The 22,349-nt window shown below is 68.5% G+C and carries 19 protein-coding genes and 1 pseudogene; 17 read left to right on the forward strand and 3 right to left on the reverse strand.

Annotated elements, in window-relative coordinates; genetic code table 11:
• The 11 genes and pseudogenes from A5702_RS17115 to A5702_RS17165 all read left to right on the forward strand — a co-directional run.
• Positions 1–79: pseudogene (locus A5702_RS17115) on the forward strand (type VII secretion protein EsxI); the annotation flags it as partial.
• 87 nt (positions 80–166) lie between these two features.
• The gene (locus A5702_RS17120; RefSeq protein ID WP_055405688.1) at positions 167–1,069 is read left to right on the forward strand and encodes an ESX secretion-associated protein EspG; all 903 of its coding nucleotides are present in this window, start codon (positions 167–169) and stop codon (positions 1,067–1,069) included.
• 267 nt (positions 1,070–1,336) lie between these two features.
• Positions 1,337–2,848 (forward strand): type VII secretion integral membrane protein EccD, encoded by a 1,512-nt coding sequence (gene eccD, locus A5702_RS17125; protein WP_067821096.1) that lies wholly within the window; start codon positions 1,337–1,339, stop codon positions 2,846–2,848.
• Entirely contained in the window at positions 2,826–4,643 is a 1,818-nt protein-coding gene (locus A5702_RS17130; protein WP_068222129.1) for a type VII secretion-associated serine protease mycosin, read from the forward strand. The genes eccD and A5702_RS17130 overlap by 23 nt, the downstream gene beginning before the upstream one ends.
• A gap of 18 nt (positions 4,644–4,661) precedes the next feature.
• Entirely contained in the window at positions 4,662–5,858 is a 1,197-nt protein-coding gene (gene eccE, locus A5702_RS17135) for a type VII secretion protein EccE (RefSeq protein ID WP_068222133.1), read from the forward strand.
• On the forward strand, positions 5,855–7,687 hold the full coding sequence (gene eccA / locus A5702_RS17140; RefSeq protein ID WP_068222136.1) for a type VII secretion AAA-ATPase EccA: 1,833 nt from the start codon (positions 5,855–5,857) through the stop codon (positions 7,685–7,687). The genes eccE and eccA overlap by 4 nt, the downstream gene beginning before the upstream one ends.
• A 961-nt stretch (positions 7,688–8,648) precedes the next feature.
• On the forward strand, positions 8,649–9,905 hold the full coding sequence (locus A5702_RS17145) for a PPE family protein (protein WP_055404903.1): 1,257 nt from the start codon (positions 8,649–8,651) through the stop codon (positions 9,903–9,905).
• Positions 9,906–9,969: 64 nt separating this feature from the next.
• Complete coding sequence (locus A5702_RS17150) at positions 9,970–11,382, forward strand: PPE family protein (RefSeq protein WP_068222137.1); 1,413 nt, start codon at positions 9,970–9,972, stop codon at positions 11,380–11,382.
• A gap of 47 nt (positions 11,383–11,429) precedes the next feature.
• Positions 11,430–11,753 (forward strand): DUF732 domain-containing protein, encoded by a 324-nt coding sequence (locus A5702_RS17155; protein WP_055404901.1) that lies wholly within the window; start codon positions 11,430–11,432, stop codon positions 11,751–11,753.
• Between the two features lie 92 nt (positions 11,754–11,845).
• Positions 11,846–12,166: a DUF732 domain-containing protein gene (locus A5702_RS17160; protein WP_055404900.1), complete on the forward strand. Its 321-nt coding sequence runs from the start codon at positions 11,846–11,848 to the stop codon at positions 12,164–12,166.
• Between the two features lie 148 nt (positions 12,167–12,314).
• Positions 12,315–13,034 (forward strand): MgtC/SapB family protein, encoded by a 720-nt coding sequence (locus A5702_RS17165; protein WP_055404899.1) that lies wholly within the window; start codon positions 12,315–12,317, stop codon positions 13,032–13,034.
• Here the strand turns inward: A5702_RS17165 and A5702_RS17170 are convergent.
• Entirely contained in the window at positions 13,031–14,224 is a 1,194-nt protein-coding gene (locus A5702_RS17170) for an NAD(P)/FAD-dependent oxidoreductase (protein WP_068222140.1), read from the reverse strand. The two genes, A5702_RS17165 and A5702_RS17170, sit on opposite strands and share 4 nt — an antisense overlap.
• A gap of 64 nt (positions 14,225–14,288) precedes the next feature.
• Between A5702_RS17170 and A5702_RS17175 the strand changes: the two genes are divergently transcribed.
• Together A5702_RS17175 and A5702_RS17180 are read left to right on the forward strand one after the other, a co-directional pair.
• Positions 14,289–15,233, forward strand: coding sequence for a sterol desaturase family protein (locus A5702_RS17175; RefSeq protein ID WP_068222143.1), 945 nt, complete (start codon positions 14,289–14,291; stop codon positions 15,231–15,233).
• 94 nt (positions 15,234–15,327) lie between these two features.
• Positions 15,328–16,011 carry a hypothetical protein gene (locus A5702_RS17180; protein ID WP_055404904.1) on the forward strand — a complete coding sequence of 228 codons (684 nt, stop codon included), beginning with the start codon at positions 15,328–15,330 and terminating at the stop codon, positions 16,009–16,011.
• A gap of 6 nt (positions 16,012–16,017) precedes the next feature.
• Here A5702_RS17180 and A5702_RS17185 read toward each other — a convergent pair whose 3' ends face one another.
• A complete protein-coding gene (locus A5702_RS17185; protein WP_055404896.1) occupies positions 16,018–16,473 on the reverse strand; it encodes a nitroreductase/quinone reductase family protein in 456 nt (151 codons plus the stop codon).
• A gap of 113 nt (positions 16,474–16,586) precedes the next feature.
• Here A5702_RS17185 and A5702_RS17190 point away from each other — a divergent pair, with 113 nt between their 5' ends.
• The 3 genes from A5702_RS17190 (at position 16,587) to A5702_RS17200 (ending at position 19,408) form a co-directional block, all read left to right on the forward strand.
• Entirely contained in the window at positions 16,587–17,270 is a 684-nt protein-coding gene (locus A5702_RS17190) for a TetR/AcrR family transcriptional regulator (protein ID WP_197281309.1), read from the forward strand.
• Positions 17,271–17,391: 121 nt separating this feature from the next.
• Complete coding sequence (locus A5702_RS17195; protein WP_068222146.1) at positions 17,392–17,895, forward strand: VOC family protein; 504 nt, start codon at positions 17,392–17,394, stop codon at positions 17,893–17,895.
• A gap of 49 nt (positions 17,896–17,944) precedes the next feature.
• On the forward strand, positions 17,945–19,408 hold the full coding sequence (locus tag A5702_RS17200; protein WP_068222147.1) for an FAD-binding protein: 1,464 nt from the start codon (positions 17,945–17,947) through the stop codon (positions 19,406–19,408).
• A 99-nt stretch (positions 19,409–19,507) separates the two neighbouring features.
• Here the strand turns inward: A5702_RS17200 and A5702_RS17205 are convergent, their stop codons facing one another.
• A complete protein-coding gene (locus A5702_RS17205; protein WP_055404892.1) occupies positions 19,508–21,433 on the reverse strand; it encodes an ABC transporter ATP-binding protein/permease in 1,926 nt (641 codons plus the stop codon).
• Between the two features lie 93 nt (positions 21,434–21,526).
• Here A5702_RS17205 and A5702_RS17210 point away from each other — a divergent pair.
• On the forward strand, positions 21,527–22,349 hold an 823-nt coding region (locus A5702_RS17210), incomplete at its 3' end, for a thiamine pyrophosphate-binding protein (protein ID WP_255378685.1).

Consider the following 22,349-nt stretch of genomic DNA (forward strand, 5'->3'; position numbering starts at 1 on the left):
CGCCCACGGGCAGAAGGTGCAGAGCGCCGGCAGCAACATGGCCAGCACCGACAGCGCCGTTGGGTCCAGCTGGGCCTAACCCGCACTTCAGGCGCGGCAGCACACCGACGGGTGGTGTGCTGCCGCGTCCTGCCGTTACCGTGCACCTTGACTCCCTGAGGGAATGATGGACCAACAGACCGCCCGCACCGACATCACCGTCAACGTCGATGGTTTCTGGATGCTCCAGGCCCTCCTGGACATTCGGCACGTCGCGCCGGAGCTGCGGTGCCGGCCATTTGTCTCCACCGACTCGAGCGACTGGCTCAACGAGCATCCCGGCATGGCCGTGATGCGCGAGCAGGGCATCGTCGAAAATGACCAGGTGAACGAGCATGTGGCCGCGCGGATGCGGGTGCTGGCCGCACCCGACCTCGAGGTCATCGCGCTGCTGTCCAGGGGCAAGCTGCTCTACGGCGTCGTCGACGACGAGAATCAGCCGCCCGGCTCGCGGGACATCCCCGACAACGAGTTCCGGGTGGTGCTGGCCCGCCGGGGCCAGCACTGGGTTTCCGCGGTCCGGGTGGGCGGTGACATCACCGTCGACGATGTCGCGATCGCCGACAGCGCCTCGATCGCGTCCCTGGTCTTGGACGCCCTGGAGTCGATCCACCACGCGGAGCCCGCGGCGATCAACGCGGTCAACGTGCCGCTCGAGGAGATGCTCGAAGCGACGAAGTCCTGGCAGGAGTCGGGGTTCAACGTGTTTTCCGGCGGTGACCTGCGCCGGATGGGCATCAGCGCCGCCACGGTGGCCGCGCTGGGGCAGGCGCTCTCGGATCCGGCGGCCGAGGTCGCGGTGTACGCGCGTCAATACCGGGACGACGCGAAGGGGCCGAGCGCGTCGGTGCTGTCGCTCAAGGACGGTTCCGGTGGCCGCATCGCGCTCTACCAGCAGGCGCGGACGGCGGGGTCGGGGGAGGCCTGGCTGGCCATTTGCCCGGCGACCCCCCAGTTGGTGCAGGTGGGCGTCAAGACCGTGCTGGACACGCTTCCGTACGGCGAGTGGAAAACCCATAGCCGGGTCTGACCTTCTCGACGAAACATAAAGTTCACCAATGGCTTTGCACTCAACATGCGGTTGAGATGCCAACACGGCATACTTCTCTAAGAGATTCAGCAAATCTCAAGCCACTGTCACCAAAGTTTTTAGTCGCGAGGCGGGGTAGATGGAATTCGGAATAGTCGAGCTGCACTTTCCTGGGGGCAGTAACGCCCCCGAAGGTGGGCCGGCGCAGACCCCCGCCCGGCTCGCGGCGCGGGGTTACACATTCACGACGGTAAGGGGTTCACGGCGATGACTGCGGTAGTTGAAGCGCTACAGCCTGACGTTGAGGGAATTTCACAGCCTCGGGCGGTCGTGGTCGGCGTTATGGCCGGGGCGGGCGTACAGATCGGCGTCCTGCTGGACGCCAACGCCCCCGTCTCGGTGATGACCGAGCCGCTGCTCAAGGTGGTGAACAGCCGGCTCAGGGAGCTCGGCGAGAGCCCGCTGGAGGCCACCGGCCGCGGCAGGTGGGCGCTCTGCCTGGTCGACGGCAGCCCACTGCGGGCCACGCAGTCCCTGACCGAACAGGACGTCTACGACGGCGACCGACTGTGGATCCGGTTCATCCAGGACACCGAGCATCGCTCGCAGGTCATCGAGCACATCTCCACCGCGGTCGCGGCAAACCTGAGCAAGCGGTTCGCCGCGATCGACCCGGTCGTCGCGGTGCAGGTGGGGGCGTCGATGGTGGCGACCGGCGTGACCGCCGCCTCTGGGCTGCTGCTCTGGTACCGGTGGCACCACAACTCCTGGCTCCCGACCGCGTTCTCCGCGGTGATCGCCGCGGTGGTGCTCGGCGTCTCCCTGCTGCTCCTGATGCGGGCGCGCACCGACCAGGACCGCCGCGTCGCCGACATCATGCTGCTGAGCGGCCTGGCGCCACTCACGGTCGCCGCGGCCGCGGCGCCTCCCGGCGGCGTGGGGTCCCCGCACGCGGTGCTCGGCTTCGGCGTGCTGACCATCGCCGCGATGCTGTCCCTGCGCTTCACCGGGCGCCGACTGGGGCTCTACACCGCGCTGGTCACCGTCAGCCTGGTCACGGCGATCGCGGCCCTGGCCCGCATGGTCGCGATGACCAGCGCCGTGACACTGCTGACCACCGTTGTGCTGGTGTGCGTGCTGGTCTATCACACGGCGCCGGCGCTCTCGCGCCGGTTGGCCGGCATCCGGCTGCCGGTGTTCCCGTCGGCGACCAGCCGCTGGGTGTTCGAGGCCCGGCCCGACCTGCCGACCACCGTGGTCCGCTCCGACGGTGGGCCGCCGGTCCTCGAGGGACCCGCGTCGGTCCGCGACGTCTTGGTGCAGGCCGAGCGCGCCCGTTCCTTCCTGACCGGGCTGCTGATCGGCCTGGGCGTGCTGATGGTCGTGTCGCTGACGGCGTTGTCGGACCCGCACACCGGCCAGCGCTGGCTGCCGCTGCTGCTGGCCGGTTTCAGCGCCGGCTTCCTGATGCTGCGCGGGCGCTCGTACGTCGACCGCTGGCAGGCCATCACCCTGGCCGTCACCGCGGTCCTGATCGTCGGTGCGGTGGTGGTCCGGTACGCCCTCGTGTTGCAGTCGCCCCTGGCGGTGTCGATCAGTGCGGCGATCCTGGTGCTGCTGCCGGCGGCGGGCCTCACGGCCGCGGCCGTGGTGCCGAACACCATCTACAGCCCGCTGTTCCGCAAGTTCGTGGAATGGATCGAATACCTCTGCCTCATGCCAATTTTCCCGCTGGCATTGTGGTTAATGAATGTCTATGCAGCGATCCGCTACCGGTAGTAGCAAGGTGTGGCGAGGGCGCGCGTCCGCCGCGGCCCTCGCCGCAATCTTGCTCACCTCAGGAGCATTGGCCGGCTTACCGCCCGCCTCTGCGATCTCACCGCCGACGATCGATCCCGGCGCGGTCCCGCCTGACGGTCCGCCGGGGCCGCCGGCGCCCATGAAGCAGAATTCGTACTGCACCGAGGTCGGCGTCCTGCCCGGCACCGACTTCCGGCTGCAACCGAAGTACATGGACATGCTGAACTTGCAGGAGGCATGGCAGTTCGGCCGCGGCGCCGGCGTGAAGGTGGCCGTCATCGACACCGGCGTCAGCCCACACCCGCGCTTCCCGCACCTGATCCCCGGCGGGGATTACGTCATGGGCGGCGACGGACTGTCGGACTGCGACGCGCACGGCACGATCGTGGCCTCCATGATCGGGGCCGCGCCGGCCAACGGCGCCGGGGTGCCGCCGGCCGCACCGCGCCGGCCCGTCACCATCCCGACCACCGAGCCGCCGCCGAAAGCGCCACCGCCGCAAACGGTTACGCTCTCGCCCCTGCCGCAGACCGTGACGATGGTTCCGCCTCCGCCGCAGGACCAGCCCGCCCCCGGACCGTTCGGGGCGCCACCGCCCGCGCCGCCGGCGGCGCCTCCGCCCGGTAACGGGCCGCCACCGGGGCCGGCACAGGCCCCGGCCGGCAACCATGGTGGCGGCACGGTGACGATACCGAGCTACTCCGGTGGTGGGCACGTGGTCGGCGTGGACTACCCGCGCCCGCTCGACCCGCCCCCCGGCCCGCCGCCGCCGCCGGCCCCGCCGTCGGCCGGGCCCGACGCGTTCAGCGGCGTCGCACCGGATGTGGACCTCATCGCGATCCGCCAGTCCAGCCAGGCCTTCGGGCTCAAGGACGCCTACACCGGCGACGAAGACCCGCAGACTCGGGCGAAGATCGACGGCGTGCAGACGATGGCGCGGGCGATCGTGCACGCCGCCAACATGGGCGCGCAGGTCATCAACATCTCGGACGTGACCTGTATGAGCGCGCGCAACATCGTCGACCAGCGGGCGCTGGGTGCCGCGGTGCGCTACGCGGCGGTCGACAAGAACGCCGTCATCGTGGCCGCGGCCGGGGACACCAACAAGAAGGACTGCAAGCAGAACCCGCCACATGATCCGTTGCAGCCCAACGATCCTCGCAACTGGAGCTCGGTCACCACCGTCGTGACGCCGTCCTGGTTCAGCGACTACGTCCTGACGGTGGGAGCGGTCGACGAGGACGGCCGGCCGCAGACCGGGGGCCAGGGTCAGGGATCGACGAGCGTGTCCGGCCCGTGGGTGGGCATCGCGGCGCCGGGCACCGACGTCGTCGGGCTGTCCCCGCGCGACGACGGCGTCATCAACGCGATCGACGGACCGGACAACACGCTGCTGGTCCCTTCCGGCACCAGCTTCTCGGCCGCGATCGTGTCCGGTATCGCAGCGCTTGTCCGTGCCAAGTTCCCCCAGCTCTCGGCCTATCAGGTCATCAACCGGCTGACCCGCACCGCGCGGGCACCGGCGCGCGGGGTCGACAACCAGGTCGGGCACGGCATCGTCGACCCGGTGGCCGCATTGACGTGGGATGTACCCGAAGGTCCGTTGAAGCCGCCACAGCAACTTTCAGCGCCGCTGAACATACCGAAACCCGTCCCGCACCGGGATATGGTGCCAGTGTGGGTGGCCGCGGGAGGCCTGCTCGGGGCGTTACTGATCGGTGGGGGCGTGTTTGGTACGGCGATGCTCATGAAGCGATCGCGGAAGCAGCAATAGGGCGGAGCAGCAACAGTCATGAAGGCTCAGCGAAAATTGGGGTTGTCGTTGTCGTGGCCACGGGTCACGGCGGTGTTCCTGGTCGACATCGCGATCATGGTGGTGGCCAGCCACTGCCCGGAGTCCTGGCAGGGCACCTATCGCATCGCCTTCTGGGTGGGCGTCGGCCTCGCGGTTTTGGTCGCCCTCTTCTCGCTGATCACCTATCACGGCATCACGCTCACGTCGGGATTGGCCAACTGGCTGTGGGATTGGTCCGCCGATCCGGGCACCGCGCTGGGCGCCGGTTGCACTCCCGCGGTCGACTACCAGCGCCGGTTCGGCCGCGACAAGGTCGGCGTGCGCGAGTACGAGGGCCAACTGGTCTCGGTGATCGCGGTGAACGGGGGTGACGACGACCCCTCGTCGCGCCACCGGCACCGGACGTCGTCGCCCGCGCTGCTGGTGCAGGCCGTCGCGGATGGGTTGCAGCAGTTCGACATTCACCTCGATGACATCGACATCGTGTCGGTCAAGGTGCGCCGGGGCGGCAACGCGGCGGAGCTGTCGAAGCTCGACGACTGGGGCCCCGAGGAGTGGGAGGTGGCCAACGGCGAGCCCACCTCTTACGTTCGCCGCACCTGGGTGGTGGTGCGGATGAACCCGCAGCTCAACATCGCCGCGGTCGCGGTCCGCGATTCGCTGGCTTCGACGTTGGTTGCGGCCACCGAGCGGCTGGCGCAGGATCTCGACGGGCTCACCTGTGCCGCAAAGCCGTTGACCGCCGAGGAGCTCACCGAGGTCGACCGCGCGGTACTCGCCGACCTGGAGCCGACCTGGAGCCGGCCCGGCTGGCGCCACCTCAAGCACTTCAACGGGTTCACCACCAGCTTCTGGGTGTCGCCCGCCGACATCACCACGGACACGCTGGATGCGCTGTGGGAGGCGGACACCGTCGCCACCGTGCTGACGGTCCGGCTCAGCGCCCAAGCGGGCCGGCCACACGTGTCGGCCTGGGTGCGCTACCACACCGAGAAGCGGCTGCCCCGGGACGTGACGGCCGGGCTCAACCGCCTCACCGGACGTCAGTTGGCCGCGGTCCGCGCCAGCTTGCCCGCCCCGTCGACGCACGCCTCGCTCTCCCTGCCGAGCCGCGCCTTGCATGACGACGACGAACTCACGCTGTCGGTCGATCAACTGCGAGGGAGCCCGGCCGGCGTGCCTGCGGCACAATGACGCGGCCGCAATCGACCGCTGAGGGCGCCCGCAACGCGATGGTCGCCGGCCTGTTGGCATCGGGTATTTCGGTCAACGGGCTGCAACCGAGCCACAACCCGCAGGTCGCCTCGCAGATGTTCGCCACGGCCAGCAACCTCGATCCCGGGATGTGCGACGCCTGGCTGGCGCGCTTGCTGGCGGGGGAGCGCAGCATCGAGGTGCTGGCCGGCGCCTGGGCGTCGATCCGCACGTTCGGGTGGGAAACCCGCCGGCTCGGCGTCACCGATCTGCACTTCCGGCCCCAGGTCTCCGACGGGTTGTTCCTGCAGCTGGCCGTCACCAGCGTGGAGTCGCTGGCGTGCGCTTACGCCGCCGTGCTCGCCGAGGCCAAACGCTACGAGGAGGCGGCGGAGCTGCTCGACGGCGTCGAGCCGCGCCAGCCCTTCGAGCAGGAACTGGTCGACTACGTCCGCGGCGTGCTGTATTTCCGCACCGGGCGGTGGCCAGACGTGCTCAGCCAGTTCCCGGAGGGCAAGGTCTGGCGACAGCCCGAACTGAAGGCGGCGGGGGCGGCCATGGCGACGACGGCGCTGGCGTCGCTGGGCGTCTTCGAGGAGGCGCTGCGGCGCGGCCAGGACGCCATCGAAGGTGACCGGGTGCCGGGGGCGGCCAACATCGCCCTCTACACCCAGGGGATGTGCTTGCGGCACCTGGGGCGCGAGGACGAGGCCGTCGAACTGCTGCGCCGGGTGTATTCGCGGGACCCCAAGTTCAGCCCGGCCCGCGAAGCGCTGGACAACCCGAACTATCGGTTGGTCCTGACCGACCCGGAAACCATTGAGGCGCGCAAAGATCCGTGGGACGCGGACAGCGCGCCGAGCCGTGCCGAGACGGAGGCCGCCCGCCACGCCGAGGAGGCGGCACGGTATCTCGCCGAGGGTGACGCGGAGCTCAACGCGATGCTGGGCATGGAGCGGGCCAAGCGGGAGATCAAGCTCATCAAGGCGACGACGAAGGTGAACCTGGCGCGCGCCAAGATGGGCCTTCCCGTGCCCGTGACGTCGCGCCACCGACGTCTTGCCGGTCCCGGGAGGCCCCAGCAGCAGGGTGTGGCGCGAGCGTTCAGCAAGCAGTTGTGCGGCCTGACCGTGCTGCGCAAGCCGGTGGTCGTGGAAACCAGCCGCACCAAGCTGTTGGGCCGCTACATGGCCGACGCGGAGAAGAACACCGAGGAAATGCTCGAGGAAGCTCTGGGCGGGGCGGTTTTCTTCGACGAGATGCACACCTTGCATGAGAAGGGTTACCAGCAAGGCGACCCCTACGGGAACGCGATCATCAACACGCTGCTGCTGTACATGGAGAACCACCGCGACGAACTCGTGGTCTTCGGCGCGGGATACGCCAAGGCGATGGAAAAGATGCTCGACGTGAATCAAGGTCTGCGACGGCGGTTTTCGACCGTGATCGAGTTCTTCAGCTACACGCCGGACGAGTTGGTCGCGCTGACCCGGTTGATGGGCCAGGAGAACGAGGACGTGATCACCGAAGAAGCGGCCCACTCCCTATTGCCTTCCTACACAAGGTTTTATCTGGACGAGAACTACTCCGAAGACGGCGATCTGATCCGCGGCATCGACACGCTGGGCAACGCCGGTTTCGTGCGCAACGTGGTGGAAAAGGCCCGCGATCACCGCAGTTTCCGCCTCGACGACGAAGACCTGGACGCGGTATTGGCCAGTGACGTCACCGAATTCAGCGAGCGGCAACTCTTGCGGTTCAAGGAGCTGACCGCCGAGGACCTCGCCGAGGGCCTCAGCGCGGCAGTGGCCGAGAAGAAGACGACGTAACTCGGCCTCGCGTCCGTGGCAGGCGGCCATGACGCGACCCTCCGGGGACCATTCGCCGCCGAGCGACCCACGTACCGTCGGAGCGGATCGGCCGACGCTTCTGAAAAACCCGCGGTTGGAACCGCTCCCAGGAAACTGCCAGCAGCTAGTCAGCGGTGCGGCAGCCTAGCCCGTTTACCCTGCGAGTGGGTGAACAGTAGGGAATGACATGGCAAATCACTCGCTCGCGGTGCGACGGCGGCCGGCGGCTTGGCGTCGGCGGCGGTTCGAGCGGGTGGCGCCAGCAACGTGACGCCGACAGCGCGGTCGGCTTGCAGCCGGGGCGACTGCCTCCGACTTTGAGGCAATTGGTTCGGTGATACGCCGGCTATGAGCTGGCCGGTTTAGGGTGAATGACAATTCGAGGAGTTGTCGTGTGTTTATCTTGTGCTGTCTTATTTACGTCAATGGGAGGCCTTTTCTGCTGACGCATATTGCGGTCTGAATAGGAGCTAGATCACATTTAACCGGGGCCGGTGAAATGCCGGGTTCGTGAAGCGAATATTGCTAATGCAGCGGTGGCGGAGCCTTTCGTTACCGTTGCTCTGTGCTGCGTAAAATCTTCTTATGCTGCGTGTTTGCGATATGACCGAATAGCTAGACGGGCCAAAGTTCTCACACTCGCCAATACCGTCGTGTCATTGACCTTTTACATTATGTTACGCGCTGGGAACGGTGCGCGAATACATTACGGTCACGATGATCTTATATTGGTGCAGCGATGGGTTGGGCGTCCCGGACGCCAATCTTCGGCGGGGGAATTCAGCTAGGGAGGAAATGGTCCTGTGTCTGCAGTGCGTGAAGTGAATCCATGGCCGGCGTAGCGGATTCGATGCGTTTCCTTAGAACTGTGCCGCGGTTGCGGCCGACCCAGCAAAGCCGCGCCTACCATGGCGGCCACTTGCGGGACCGGAGGTAGTACATGCTGGATTTTGGAGCGCTTCCGCCGGAGATCAATTCGGGGCGGATGTACGTGGGCGCGGGGTCGGGCCCGTTGCTGGCCGCTGCGGCGGCCTGGGACGAACTGGCCGCGGAGTTGCAGGCGGCCGGGGTGTCGTACCACTCGACGATCGAGATGCTGGCGACGGGACCCTGGACGGGTCCGTCGTCGATAGCGATGGCCGCCGCCGCGGCGCCGTACGTGGTATGGATGCAGGCCACCGGCGCCCAGGCCGAGGAGGCGGGCGCCCAGGCCAAGCTGGCCGCGGGCGCCTACGAGGCGGCGTTCGCGGCCACCGTGCCGCCCCCGGTGATCGCGGCCAACCGCGCTTTGCTCGCGGCGCTGATCGCCACCAACTTCCTGGGCCAGAACACGCCGGCGATCGCCGCCACCGAAGCCCAATACATGGAGATGTGGGCCCAGGACGCCGCCGCGATGTACGGCTACGCGGCCTCGTCGGCGGCGGCATCGCAGCTGACGCCGTTCGCCGAGCCGCCCAAGACCACCAACGAGTCGGCCGGTCCGATGCAGGCGGCCGCCGTCACCCAGTCGGGCGCGCAGTCGAGCTCCAACACCGCCGCGCAGCTGAGCACCGCGATGCAACCCATGCTCAACGCCGGCAACGTCCAGGCGGCCGCCCCGACCGCCCCGACGACGGGAACGGGCCTGGGGATCGGACAAAACCTGGACTACTGGAACAACATCTGGTCGGTGCTGACGGGCCCGTACTCCCCGCAGTCGTGGAGCAGCGTCCCGGGTGGCCCGTTCCTGTCCTTCGGCCAGGCGTACGCCTGGGGCCAGAACGGCCAGGGCGCCGCCGCCTACCTGTCCGGCCCGAAGGCGATCAACGGCGCGCTCGCCCCCTTGACCAGCGGCCCGAGCGCGGTGCGGCCGATGCTCAGCTCCGCCGTGGGGCCGGCGTCGGGGTCCATGGGCAAGGCGGCCCTGGTCGGCGGCATGTCGGTGCCGCAGGGTTGGACGGAAGCCGCGCCGGCGATCCGAACGATCGCCCAGGTGCTGCCCGCCGACATGACGGCCGCGCCGGCCGCCGCCCTGGCCGGTGAGGAGGGCATGTTCAGCCAGATGGGCCTGTCGAGCCTGCTCGGCCGCGCCGTCGCGAGCAGCGCGACGCGTTCGGTGGGCGGCGCCGCGGCTACGGCCACTGCGCTGGGCGGTGCCGTCGCCGAGGCCGATCCGGCCGCAGCCACCATCATCGTCATCCCGGCCCTCGAGGACTGACGGCGATGACCACCACACAGAGGCCAGCGCCGTCCGCGCGGGCGCCAAGGACAGGGGACTAGAGATGTTTTACGGAGCCTTCCCGCCGGAGTTCAACTCCGGCCGGATATACGCCGGCCCGGGGGCGGAGTCGTTGGTGGCCGCGGCGACGGCATGGGAGAACCTGGCCACCGAGCTGCAGTCCGCGGCGACCGCGTACTCCTCGGTGGTTTCGAGTCTGGCCACCGGCCCCTGGGTGGGTCCGTCCTCGATCGCCATGGCGTCGGCGGCGGCCCCCTACGTGGCCTGGATGCAGCAGACCGCCGTCCAGGCCCAGGAGGCCGCGACGCAGGCCGCCGCGGCGGCGGCCGCCTACGAGACGGCGCTCGCGGCCCACGTGCCGCCCCCGGTGATCGCCGAAAACCGGGCCCTGTTGGCGCAGCTGATGGCTACCAACCTGTTCGGGCAGAACACGGCGGCGATCGCGGCCACCGAGACCCAGTACGGCGAGATGTGGGCCCAGGACGCCGTGGCGATGGACACCTACGCCGGCTCGTCGGAGGTGGCCACCCGGTTCACGCCGTTCAACGACCCGCCGCAAACCACCACCGGCGCGGGCCCGACGATGCAATCGGCCGCGGTGAGCCAAGCCGCGGGCACGTCGGCCGGCAGCGTCGGGTCGACCATCAGCGCAACGGCCGACTCGCTGACCGCGGGCCCGGGCAACCCGATACTGGCGTGGCTGTCGCAGCTCGCCACCGAATACAACACCGCGATCACCACGTTCTTGAAGGGCTTCGGCACCACGCCCGCCGGCACCCCCTTGATCACGGCCATGTACAACGCCGTCAAGGTCCCGTTGGGACTGACCACCCAGTTCAACGACGTCGGGTTGCTGATCAACTTCCCCCTGTCGCAGTGGCTCAAGTTCGCCCCACCCGCCGCCTACGGCGCGTTGCCGAAGGATGCGCTGGGTGCCGGTCTCGGGGCGCTGGGCTTCGGCCGCGGCACGCTGTACGACGCGATCAGTCCGGCGGCGGGTTTCGCGCGTGGCACCTTGGTGGGGCAGCTCACCGTCCCGCCCAGTTGGGCCTCGGCCACCCCGGCCATCCGGACGGTCGCCGCGGCGCTGTCGGCCGCCGGGCCCGAGGCCGTCCCGGCCGCCAGTCTGGCCGAGGGCGGCCTGTTCAGTTCGATGGCCATGGCGGGGATGCTCGGCAGTGCCCTCGGCGCCGGCGGGCCCACCGTGGTGGGGGCCAGCGTGCGCAATCGGATGAAGCCGATCAAGGACCTCAAAGACAAGCAGTCGCCGGAACAACTCAAGCGTCTGGTCGCGCAGATATCGGAGAAACCCGAAACCGTGCAGCACCACAACGTCGACCAGGAAGGCTTGGACGCCCTGCTCGAGCAGCTGGCAAAGAAACCCGGCATTCACGCGGTCCACCTGAAGAAGGGCGACAAGTCCAAGGTCCTGCCCGCCGACGCCCAATTGGGCTGAAAATCAACATGTTTGGGACCAAACAGCCAAGCCAAGGAGGTTGCGCGATGAAACGTTTACTGGTTCTACTGAGCGCCCCGGTCGTGATCGGGTTGGCCGCGCCGGCGCACGCCGGCCCGCCGCCAGAGCCGGACGGCGACGACGGGGCCTTCCTCGCCGCCCTGCATCAGGCGGGCTTCAGCTTCGCCAGCCCGGACGCGGCCGTCGGGGCGGGCCGGGCCGTGTGTTCGTGTCTGAACAACGGCGAGTCGGGCCTCGAGCTGGTCCACGACGTGAAGACGCACAATCCCGGGATGGACATGGAGATGGCCTCCAACTTCGCCATGATCTCGGCGAAGTACTACTGCCCGCATCAACTCTCCAAGGCCTGATTGGCCGGCCCGAGTCAGGCTGATGGACAAGGCGATTCAGCCATAGGATTCGACGCTGCACGCGGTGCGCCGGCGTGAGACAATCGCGAGCTATGAGGATGCTGGTGGGTGTCGTCGGCGTGTGCGCCGCGATCGGACTCGCCGCCCCCGCACATGGTGACCCGGATACCGGCGGCGTCGACCAGGCGAGCTTTCTCGCGTCGCTGCGAAGCGCGGGCATCACCTACAAGACGCCGGAGGCGGCGGTCCAGTTCGCCCAAGCGGTGTGCACGGCGATGGGCAACGGCGAGTACGGCCCCCAAATGGTCAACGATCTGAAGGGCCAAAACCCCGGGCTCACTACGGATCACGCGACGTCGTTTCTGGCGATCGCCGCGAAGTATTACTGCCCCCAGCAACTCAACAGGAGCTAGCCGCCCATAGCGGGAACCGTTTGGCGGCCCCCAGGTTTCGCACAGGTGGCCGCCGCGCGTCCGGTTCGGGCGAGGTCCACCCGCTGTTCACCTGAGCCTGGTTAGCTGCGGCTACAGCAGCGTGCGCGGCCCGAGGAGAAGGAGTGCCATGGATACGCTCAGCGTCGCCGATTTCGCGCTCCGGCTCGCCGTCGGGGTGGGCTGCGGCGCCCTCATCGGCCTGGAGCGGCAATGGCGGGCGCGCCGGGCCGGATTGCGCACCAACGCGCTGGTCGCGGCCGGCGCGACCTTGTTCGTGCTGTACGCCGTCGCCACCACGGACACCAGCCCGACCAGGGTCGCGTCGTATGTGGTGTCCGGCATCGGCTTCCTCGGCGGTGGCGTGATCCTGCGGGAAGGCGTCAACGTCCGGGGCCTCAACACCGCCGCCACCCTGTGGTGCTCCGCGGCGATCGGCGTCCTGGCCGCGTCCGGGCATCTGGTCTTCACCCTGATCGGCACCGGCACGGTCATCGCCATCCATGTGTTCGGGCGCCCGCTGGGCCGGCTGATCGACCGCGACAACACCGGCGACGAGGACGAAAGCCTGCGGCCCTACCTGGTGCAGGTGATCGCCCGCCCGAAACACGAGAAGTACGCGCGCGCCCAGATCGTGCAGCACGCCAACGGCAACGACATCACGCTGCGCGGCATCCACACCGGGCGGGCCGACGGCGACGACGAGATCACCCTGACCGCGCACCTGCTCATGGACGGGGATGCGCCATCGCGGCTGGAGCGGCTGGTGGCCGAGCTGTCCCTGCAACCCGGGGTCCGTGCGGTCCAGTGGTACGCCGGCGACGAGGCGCAGTCGGACAGCCGCGGCTAGGCGCGCGACTGCAGCTCCGGCGCGGCCGCGGCCAGCAGGTCGGCGCGGTTGCCGGTCAACGGCGGATAGATCCGGCGGGTATTGATGGTCCGCTTGGTGTCCTTGGCCCGGGCGCCGACGGCCACGACCGCCCGATCCCACCCCTCGGTGTAGAGCGCCCCCGCGGGCCCGAGGTCGAGAACCGTAACGTACCAAGGGATTCGGAGGGCCAGCAGCGGCTCGCCGAACAGGTCACTGATGACGTTGTACCCGGCGTAGCGCCCCATCGGGCGGCCGTGTTGGCACGACATCACCGACAGGTGGTCGTCGTCCATGCGGGCCGCCGCGACGTCGCCCGCGGCGAAGACCGCGGGCAGTCCGATCACCCGCAGATAGTCGTCGACGGTGACCCGCCCCAGGCCGTCGCGCGCCACCGGCAGCTGCTCGGTCAGCGGGCTCGCCCGCATTCCGGCGCACCACACCACCGTGGCCGCCGCCAGGTGCTCGCCCGAAGTCAGCGACACGCCGCGCTCGCTGATCGCGGTGACGCCCACCCCTGCCCGCGCCTCGACGCCGTTGGCCGACAGGGCTTCTTCGATCACCAGGCGCGCTGCCGCGCCCATATCGGAGCCGATGCGGCCGCGATCCAGCAGCACCACCCGGGGAGTGGCGCCGCTCGCGGCGAACAGTCCCCGCAACCGCTCCGGCAGCTCGCAGGCCACTTCGATGCCGGTCAGCCCCGCCCCGACGACGACCGTGGCCGCCGCGGCCGTCGGCGCTCCGTCGGCGAGCCGACGCAGATGGTCCCGCAGCGCCAGGGCGCCGGCATAGGTGTCGACGTCGAAGCCGTGTTCCCGCAGGCCCGGGATGGCGGGTTTGACGACGTGGCTGCCCGACGCCAGCACCAGCCGGTCGTAGGGATAGGTCACCCCGCTCGAGGTGGCGACGGTTCGGGCGTCGGTGTCGATGCCGGTCACCTCGGTGGCAACGTGCGCCACCCCAACGGGGTCGAGCAGGTCGGCGAGCGGAATCCGGCAGGGCGTCAGGTCGGCTTCGTAGTTACGCACCCGGATGTCGTGGAAGGGTTTGGCACTCACGACGGTGATGTCGACGCTGCCCGCCGGGATGGCGAGCTCGTCGCAGCGCCGGGCCGCGCCGAGTGCCGCCCATAACCCGGCGAACCCCGAGCCGATCACCAGCACAGCGGTCAAGTGCTCAATACCTCATTTGGTACGGGCCGTTACCAGAGTCGGCCGATGGTCGTAATCTATCGGTGTGAATGCTGTCATCGGGTTCTGGTTCGCGCTGCCCCCGCAGGTGCGCGACCCGGTGCTGTTCGCCATCCCGTTCTTCCTATTGCTGTTGGCCATCGAATGGACCGCGGCCCGCAAGCTGCAGCGCGGCGAGGCCTCCCAGACCACTGAGGAGCGGCCCGGATCCGGCGCGTACCTGACCCGCGACTCGTGGACGAGCATCTCGATGGGCCTGGTCTCGATCGCCACCAGCGCCGGCTGGAAGGCGCTCGCGCTGCTGGGTTACACCGCGATCTATGCCTACCTGGCGCCGTGGCACCTCTCGCCGGCCAAGTGGTACACCTGGGTCGTCGCGCTTGTCGGCGTCGACCTGCTGTACTACGGCTACCACCGGATGGCTCATCGGGTCCGACTGGTATGGGCGACGCACCAGGCCCACCACTCGAGCCAGTACTACAACCTCGCCACCGCGGTGCGCCAGAAGTGGAACAACAGCGGCGAGGTCTTGATGTGGGTTCCGTTGCCGCTCTTGGGCCTTCCCCCCTGGATGGTGTACTTCAGCTGGTCGCTGAACCTGATTTACCAGTTCTGGATCCACACCGAGCGCATCGACAAGCTGCCGCGCCCGTTCGAATTCGTCTTCAACACCCCCTCGCACCACCGGGTGCACCACGGGATGGACCAGATCTATCTGGACAAGAACTACGGCGGCATCCTGATCCTCTGGGACCGGCTGTTCGGCAGCTTCCAGCCCGAACTGTTCCGCCCCCACTACGGCCTCACCAAGCAGGTCGACACGTTCAACATCTGGAAGCTGCAGACCCGCGAATACGTCGCGATCGCCCGCGACTGGCGATCGGCAAACCGCCTGCGCGATCGTCTGGGCTACGTTTTCGGGCCACCGGGCTGGGCGCCGCGCACCGCGGAAGCCGGCGAGGCGACCGTCCCGCTGGCGACTTCGCCGTAACGCGGGGACTTCACGGCGCGAAGACTTCTGCGTAACGGAAAGTCACGCCGTAATCTCGAATCGGTCGAGATTTGGCCCCGACGGATCGGAGTTGATGGTGCGTCGCCTGGCAATGCGCGCTTTCACCGCGTCGATCACCGTCGCCGCGCTCGCGCAATCGATGCCCCCTGCGCCGGCCGAGGCCGATCCCGTCGCGGTATATCCGGGCATGGAGATCCACCAGGGCAACCGCGTCTGCACGCTGGGTTACGTCGACCCCAGTCTCAAAATCGCGTTCACCGCGGGCCACTGCCGCGGCGAAGGCGGGGTCGTGACCGACCGGGGTGGCGCCGTCATCGGCCGGCTGGCCGCCTTCCGGGACAACACCCCCAGTGGCACGACGGTGGCCACCGACCAGTTGATCACCGATTACGAGGCGATCGTGCTGGACAACGGCGTGCTGGCGAACAACGTCCTGCCGGGCGGGCGGCAACTGATCTCGAACCCGGCCGCCGCGCTGGCCCCCGGCCAGGCGATCTGTCACTTCGGGGTGAGCACGGGCGAAACCTGCGGGACGGTGGAAAGCGTGAACAACGGTTGGTTCACCATGTCGCACGGCGTGCAGAGCCACAACGGCGATTCGGGCGGCCCGGTGTACTTGCCGTCCAGCGCCGGCCCCGGGCTGCTCGTCGGCATCTTCAACAGCGTCTGGGGGGACTTCCCGGCGGCGGTGTCGTGGCGGGCCACTTCCGAAGAGGTCCGGGAGGACCTCGGGGTGGCGCGGGGCGGGGCCCGCTAAGGGAACTCAGCGGGGCGCTTCGGCCTGCGCGAGGGCGAACACCGGGATCGTGGGCGCGGCGGCGCGGAATTGTTCGTCGGTGCTGTCCGGCGTCAGCCCGCCGACGTAGCCCTTGACCTGCCAATACCAGCGGTCCAGATAGCGTCGCAGCAGTTCCGGCTTGGCCGAGTCGGCCACCTCGCTGACCCGGGCGCGCCGCCTGCGCCAGCGGGGGCCCGTTTCGACGACGCCCGCCGCCCTGACGTTGCGCGCCCACTGGGTGTTGCCGCGCGGCGACACCAGGTAGTCCACGCCGTCGACGGTCAACAGATTGATGACCACCGCCCGCGGTTTCCCGGACTTGCGCCCGCGGACCCGCAGCGCGCGGGTCCCGGCGATGCTGATCCCCAGTTCGGCGAGCCACCGGATCACCGCGTTGGCGGCCCGTGCGGCGGCGTTCGGCTCTTCGTATCGCGTCGACATGTCGCGTCCTCTCTCGCAAACTTACCGAGAGCGGTGCTCTCTAAGTCGGCGACACTGCCACAGTCCTGGCCAGAAAGCAAGAGCGGTGATCTCGGTTGTGCCAGACTGGCCGCGTGGGCAAACGCCAGGAAACCCGGGAGCAGATCGAGGCGCGCATCGTCGAGCTCGGTCGCCGGCAGCTGGTCGAGCGCGGCGCGGCCGGGCTGTCCGTGCGCGCGATCGCGCGGGACCTGGGCATGGTGTCCTCGGCCGTCTATCGATATGTGTCCAGCCGCGACGAGCTGCTGACCCTGCTGCTGGTGGACGCCTACTCGGACCTGGCCGACGCCGTGGACCGCGCCCGCGAGACTGTCGGGGAGCTGTGGAGCGAGGATGTCGTCGCCATCGCGCGGGCGGTGCGGCGGTGGGCCGTCGCGCACCCCTCCCGCTGGGCCCTGCTCTACGGCAGCCCCGTGCCCGGCTATCACGCCCCGCCGGAGCGCACCGTGGCGGTCGGAACCCGCGTGGTCGCGGCCTTCTTCGACGCCGTCGCGTCCGGGATCGCCACCGGTGACATCAGGCTGACGGATGTCGTTGCACCGCAACCAATGTCGTCGGACTTCGAGCGGATTCGCCACGAGTTCGGGTTTCCCGGCGATGACCGGGTCGTGGCCAAATGTTTCCTGCTGTGGGCCGGGGTGTTGGGCGCGATCAGCCTCGAGGTGTTTGGGCAGTACGGCGCCGACACCCTCACCGACCCCGAGGCGGTGTTCGACACGCAGGTGCGCCTCCTGGTGGACGTGCTGGGCCAGCACTGACCGGCCGGCCGGCCGAATTAGAACATGTTCACCCGGCCGTCCCGGCGGCGCGACGGCCCGCGATGGCAAAGTTTTCGCGGCCCTTTCTGGCGTGCGGGCCGCTGGACTATCCTGCGAGACGATGACCCTTCTCGTTCAGTCGCCGACGCAGATCGCGTGGGTTACCACCGACCTGGATGCCACCGAAACCGCCCTCACCGGCCTGTTAGGTGTGCGCAAGTGGGTGCGGATACCCGAGGTGCCTTTTGCTCCGGACACCTGCAGCTACCTCGGAAAGCCCGCCGATTTCGTTGCCAGCATCTCGCTGAGCTATCTCGGTGACATGCAGTTGGAACTGATCCAGCCGGTCAGCGGGGAGAACATCTATAGTGACTTTCTGCGCGAATCCGCGCCGGGTCTGCACCACATCTGCATGGAGGTGGAAAGCCCGGAGCAGTTCGACGCGGTGCTGGCCGAGGCAGTGCAGTTCGGGGCCCCCGTGGTGCAGCAAGGCGTGATGCCCGGCGGTATCCAATTCGCGTACGTGTCGGCGCCGCGGGCGGCGGTGCCGTTCGTGGAGATCGCCTACATTGCGCCCGAGATGAGGGCGTTTTACGACTACATCAAACAGGAGCAGCGCCCATGAGCCGCGCCGGCGGCGATGCAGTGCACAGCAATGAGGAGGAGTGGCGCCAATGAGCACCGAGATACCGGCCACCGTCAGCGCGGACGACGTCAATTCGTGGTCCGATGACGTCGACGTGGTGGTGATCGGCTTCGGCATCGCGGGCGGCTGCGCGGCGGTCAGCGCGGCGGCCGCCGGGGCGCGGGTGCTGGTGCTGGAGCGCGCGGCGGCGGCCGGCGGCACGACTTCGCTTGCGGGCGGCCATTTTTACCTGGGTGGGGGAACGGCGGTGCAGGAAGCGACCGGCCACCCGGATTCGCCGGAGGAGATGTACAAGTACCTGGTGGCCGTGTCCCGGAAGCCGGATCACGACAAAATCCGGGCGTACTGCGAAGGCAGCGTCGAGCACTTCAACTGGTTGGAAGACTTGGGTTTTCAGTTCGAGCGCAGCTACTTCCCGGGCAAGGCGGTCATCCAGCCCAACACCGAGGGCCTGATGTTCACCGGCAACGAGAAGGTGTGGCCCTTCCTGGAGAAGGCGGTGCCGGCGCCGCGCGGCCACAAGGTGCCCGTGCCCGGCGACACCGGGGGCGCCAGCATGGTGATCGACCTGCTGCTGAAGCGCGCCGCGAGCCTGGGCGTGCAGATCCGGTACGAGACGGGTGCAACCGAGCTCATCGTGGACGGTTCGGGCGCGGTCAGCGGTGTCATGTGGAAGCACTTCGCCGAAACCGGTGCGGTGAAGGCAAAGTCGGTGATCATCGCTGCCGGGGGCTTCGTGATGAACCCGGAGATGGTTGCCAAGTACACGCCGAAGCTGGCCGAGAAGCCGTTCGTGCTGGGCAACACCTACGACGACGGGCTGGGCATCCGGATGGGCGTGTCGGCCGGGGGCGCCACCGAGCACATGGATCAGATCTTCATCACGGCCCCGCCGTACCCGCCGTCGATCCTGTTGACCGGGATCATCGTGAACAAGCTCGGGCAGCGCTTCGTGGCCGAGGACTCATACCATTCCAGGACCTCGGGGTTCATCATGGACCAGCCGGACAGCGCGGCGTTCCTCATCGTCGACGAGGCGCACCTCGAGCACCCCAAGATGCCGCTGGTCCCGCTCATCGACGGGTGGGAAACCGTGCCGGAAATGGAAGCGGCGCTTGGCATTCCGGAGGGCAACCTCGTTGCCACGCTGGACCGGTACAACGCCAACGCGGCCCGCGGCGAGGACCCCGATTTCCACAAGCAACCGGAATTCCTTGCGGCACAGGATCACGGGCCGTGGGGCGCGTTCGACATGTCGCTGGGCAAGGCGATGTATGCCGGTTTCACCATCGGCGGGCTGGCCACTTCCGTGGACGGTGAGGTGCTGCGCGCGGACGGCACCGTGGTGCCGGGGTTGTACGCGGCCGGGGCGTGCGCCTCGAATATCGCCCAGGATGGCAAGGGTTACGCCAGTGGCACGCAGCTGGGGGAGGGCTCGTTCTTCGGGCGCCGCGCCGGAGCGCACGCGGCCCGAGGGGCCGGGGGCGCGTAGGCGCGCTACAACCCGGCGCCGGAGCGCACGCGGCCCGAGGGGCCGGGGGCGCGTAGGCGCGCTACAACCCAGCGCCGGAGCGCACGCGGCCCGAGCGCGCTAGACGCGCGCGGGCTCCTTCTTCTCCTCCACGGGACCCAGCCGCCACGGTCCGCCACCGAGCAGTTGCAGCTCCTGTTCGTGGTGCTGCTCGACGGTGGGCCGGTGGCTGACGCTCACGACCACGCAGTCCGGCAGTTCGGTCCGCACCAGTTGGTAGAGCGCGAATTCCAGCCCCTCGTCCAGCGCGGAGGTGGCCTCGTCCAAGAACACCGCCTTGGGTTTGGTGAGCAGGATCCGCGCGAAGGCGACACGCTGCTGCTCGCCGGGCGAAAGCACCTTGGCCCAATCCCGTTCCTCCTCGAGCCGATCGAGCAGGGGGGCCAGGGCGACCTTGTTCAGCACCTCACGCAGCTCGTCGTCGGAGACGCCGTCCGGTGAGTTCGGGTAGCACACCACGGTGCGCAGGTTGCCCAGCGGCACGTACGGCAGCTGCGACAGGAACATCGTCGCGTTGTCGCCGTCCGGGCGGCACAGGGTCCCGGAAGCATACGGCCACAGCTCGGCGAGACTGCGCAGCAGCGTGGTCTTGCCGGCACCGGAGCGCCCGGTGATCACCAGCGAATCACCTTCGGCCAGTTGAACATCCAGTGGGTCGATCAACCGGTCGCCGCCCGGCGTGCGCACCTCGACGTCGCGGAGTTCGACGGCCGATTCTTCGCTGGGCTTGACCAGCATGCTCGGCAGCGCGCGGCCCTGGCTGTTGGCGTCGACCAGCCCGTGCAACCGGATGATGGCCGCGCGGAAGGCCGCAAAGGCGTCGTAGTTGTTCCGGAAGAACGACAACGAATCGTGAATGTTGCCAAAGGCGGTCGCGCTCTGCCCGACGTCACCGAAGTCGATCTGCCCGGCGAACAAGCGCGGCGCCTGAATCACCCACGGCAGCGGGACGATCGCCTGCGACACCGACCAGTTCCAGCCGTTGAAGATGATGGTCCGGCGCACGAACTTGCGGTAGTTGTCGATGATCGGGGTGAACCGGCGCCACAGTTGCGACCGCTCGACGCGCTCGCCGCGGTAGAAGCCGACGGCCTCGGCGGCATCCCGCAAGCGCACCAGGGCATACCGGAACGCGGCGTTGAGTTTCTCGTTGTTGAAGCTCAGCCGGATCAGCGGATGCCCCAGCCAGACGGCGACCAGCGTGGCGACGAACACATACACCAGGACCGTCCAGAACATCGCGCGGGGGAAGTCGACGCCGAACACGTTGAGGTTTCCGGACAGGTTCCACAGGATCGCCGCGAACGAGATCACCGAGGCCACCGCGTTGACCGCCCCGAACAGCAGGGTGCTGCCGGTCCCGTTCGACGGAATGTTCGGCGTACCACCGGCATTCGCGGTGAAGATGTCGATGTCCTGCTGGATGCGCTGGTCGGGGTTGTCGATCGTGTTGTCGATGAACAGGTCCCGGTAGTAGGCCCTGCCGTCGAGCCAGTCGTCGGTGAGGTGGGCGGTCAGCCACATGCGCCAGGCGATGATGAACCGCTGCGTCAGGTAGATATCGATCATGAACCGGATGACGTACAGCGTGGCCAGCACGCTGAAGATGGCGATCGACATCCAGAAGCCGTGAATGCCGGACTGTTTGACCGCCTCGTCGTCGGCCGCCACGCCCTGCACCGCCTTCTGCACCGCCGTGTACAGATCGTTGCCCTGGTAGCTGAGCAACACCGTGAGCCGCACCGACAGCAGCACCGACAGCAACAACACGCCGAGCATCAGCCACACACCCACGCTGCGCGCCCCGACGAAGTAGCCGCGGGTGATCCGCCAGAACTGCCGCCCCCACGGCGTGAGGTACCTGAACGCCACCAGCGCGAGGAAGAGACACACGACGCTGATCAACCACGCGATGGCGACCCACCGCAGGGAATCCACGGCCGCGGCCGACCAGTCGATCGAGGGCTTGAACGGCTTTGGGCCCATGGTCGCTATCTCCTCACGATCGAGCCGGTGGACTGTGCTGGAACTTCAAATCCTTCGGCGAAGGTACCGGAAGGATCTGGATAGGCTGCGGTTATGAGCACCGACGCCATCCCCACACAAACATTGCACGCCGGCCGGCTGGTCGCGCGCCGGCTGCGGGCCAGCGGGGTCGACACCGTCTTCACGTTGTCCGGCGGCCACTTGTTCTCCGTTTACGACGGCTGCCGCGAGGAGGGCATTCGGCTGATCGACACCCGCCACGAGCAGACCGCCGCCTTCGCCGCCGAGGGCTGGTCGAAGGTCACCAGGGTGCCCGGCGTTGCCGCCCTCACCGCGGGACCGGGCGTCACCAACGGGATGAGCGCGATGGCGGCAGCGCAGCAGAACTGCTCACCCCTGGTGGTGCTGGGTGGCCGGGCGCCCGCGCAGCGCTGGGGCATGGGCTCGCTGCAGGAGATCGACCACGTGCCGTTCGTGGCGCCGCTGGCGCGGTTCGCCGCCACGGCCCAGTCGGCCGAGGACGCCGGCCGGCTCGTCGACGAGGCGTTGCGGGCGGCGGTCGGCGCGCCCTCGGGCGTCGGCTTCGTCGACTTCCCCATGGACCACGTCTTTTCCATGTCCGAGGATCACGGCCGCCCCGGCGCCCTCACCGACCTGCCGCCGGGGCCCGCTCCCGACGGCGAGGCGTTCTGCCGGGCCGCCAGCGCCCTGTCCGCCGCGCGGCGGCCGGTGATCATGGCGGGCACCAACCTGTGGTGGGGGCGCGGGGAGGCGGCCCTGCTACGGCTAGCCGAGGAACTGCAGATCCCGGTGCTGATGAACGGGATGGCCCGCGGCGCGGTGCCCGCCGATCACCCGTTGGCGTTCTCGCGGGTGCGCGGAAAAGCGTTGGGGGAGGCCGACCTTGCGCTGATCG

Source organism: Mycobacterium sp. E3339, assembly GCF_001666915.1.
GTDB lineage: Bacteria > Actinomycetota > Actinomycetes > Mycobacteriales > Mycobacteriaceae > Mycobacterium.

Excerpts from the sequence above, each read along its gene's own strand:
- A5702_RS17120 (WP_055405688.1), top strand. The coding sequence starts at position 167 with ATGGACCAACAGACCGCCCGCACCGACATCACCGTCAACGTCGATGGT.
- eccD (WP_067821096.1), top strand. The coding sequence starts at position 1,337 with ATGACTGCGGTAGTTGAAGCGCTACAGCCTGACGTTGAGGGAATTTCA.
- A5702_RS17130 (WP_068222129.1), top strand. The coding sequence starts at position 2,826 with ATGCAGCGATCCGCTACCGGTAGTAGCAAGGTGTGGCGAGGGCGCGCG.
- eccE (WP_068222133.1), top strand. The coding sequence starts at position 4,662 with ATGAAGGCTCAGCGAAAATTGGGGTTGTCGTTGTCGTGGCCACGGGTC.
- eccA (WP_068222136.1), top strand. The coding sequence starts at position 5,855 with ATGACGCGGCCGCAATCGACCGCTGAGGGCGCCCGCAACGCGATGGTC.
- A5702_RS17145 (WP_055404903.1), top strand. The coding sequence starts at position 8,649 with ATGCTGGATTTTGGAGCGCTTCCGCCGGAGATCAATTCGGGGCGGATG.
- A5702_RS17150 (WP_068222137.1), top strand. The coding sequence starts at position 9,970 with ATGTTTTACGGAGCCTTCCCGCCGGAGTTCAACTCCGGCCGGATATAC.
- A5702_RS17155 (WP_055404901.1), top strand. The coding sequence starts at position 11,430 with ATGAAACGTTTACTGGTTCTACTGAGCGCCCCGGTCGTGATCGGGTTG.
- A5702_RS17160 (WP_055404900.1), top strand. The coding sequence starts at position 11,846 with ATGAGGATGCTGGTGGGTGTCGTCGGCGTGTGCGCCGCGATCGGACTC.
- A5702_RS17165 (WP_055404899.1), top strand. The coding sequence starts at position 12,315 with ATGGATACGCTCAGCGTCGCCGATTTCGCGCTCCGGCTCGCCGTCGGG.
- A5702_RS17180 (WP_055404904.1), top strand. The coding sequence starts at position 15,328 with ATGGTGCGTCGCCTGGCAATGCGCGCTTTCACCGCGTCGATCACCGTC.
- A5702_RS17185 (WP_055404896.1), bottom strand. The coding sequence starts at position 16,473 with ATGTCGACGCGATACGAAGAGCCGAACGCCGCCGCACGGGCCGCCAAC.
- A5702_RS17195 (WP_068222146.1), top strand. The coding sequence starts at position 17,392 with ATGACCCTTCTCGTTCAGTCGCCGACGCAGATCGCGTGGGTTACCACC.
- A5702_RS17200 (WP_068222147.1), top strand. The coding sequence starts at position 17,945 with ATGAGCACCGAGATACCGGCCACCGTCAGCGCGGACGACGTCAATTCG.
- A5702_RS17205 (WP_055404892.1), bottom strand. The coding sequence starts at position 21,433 with ATGGGCCCAAAGCCGTTCAAGCCCTCGATCGACTGGTCGGCCGCGGCC.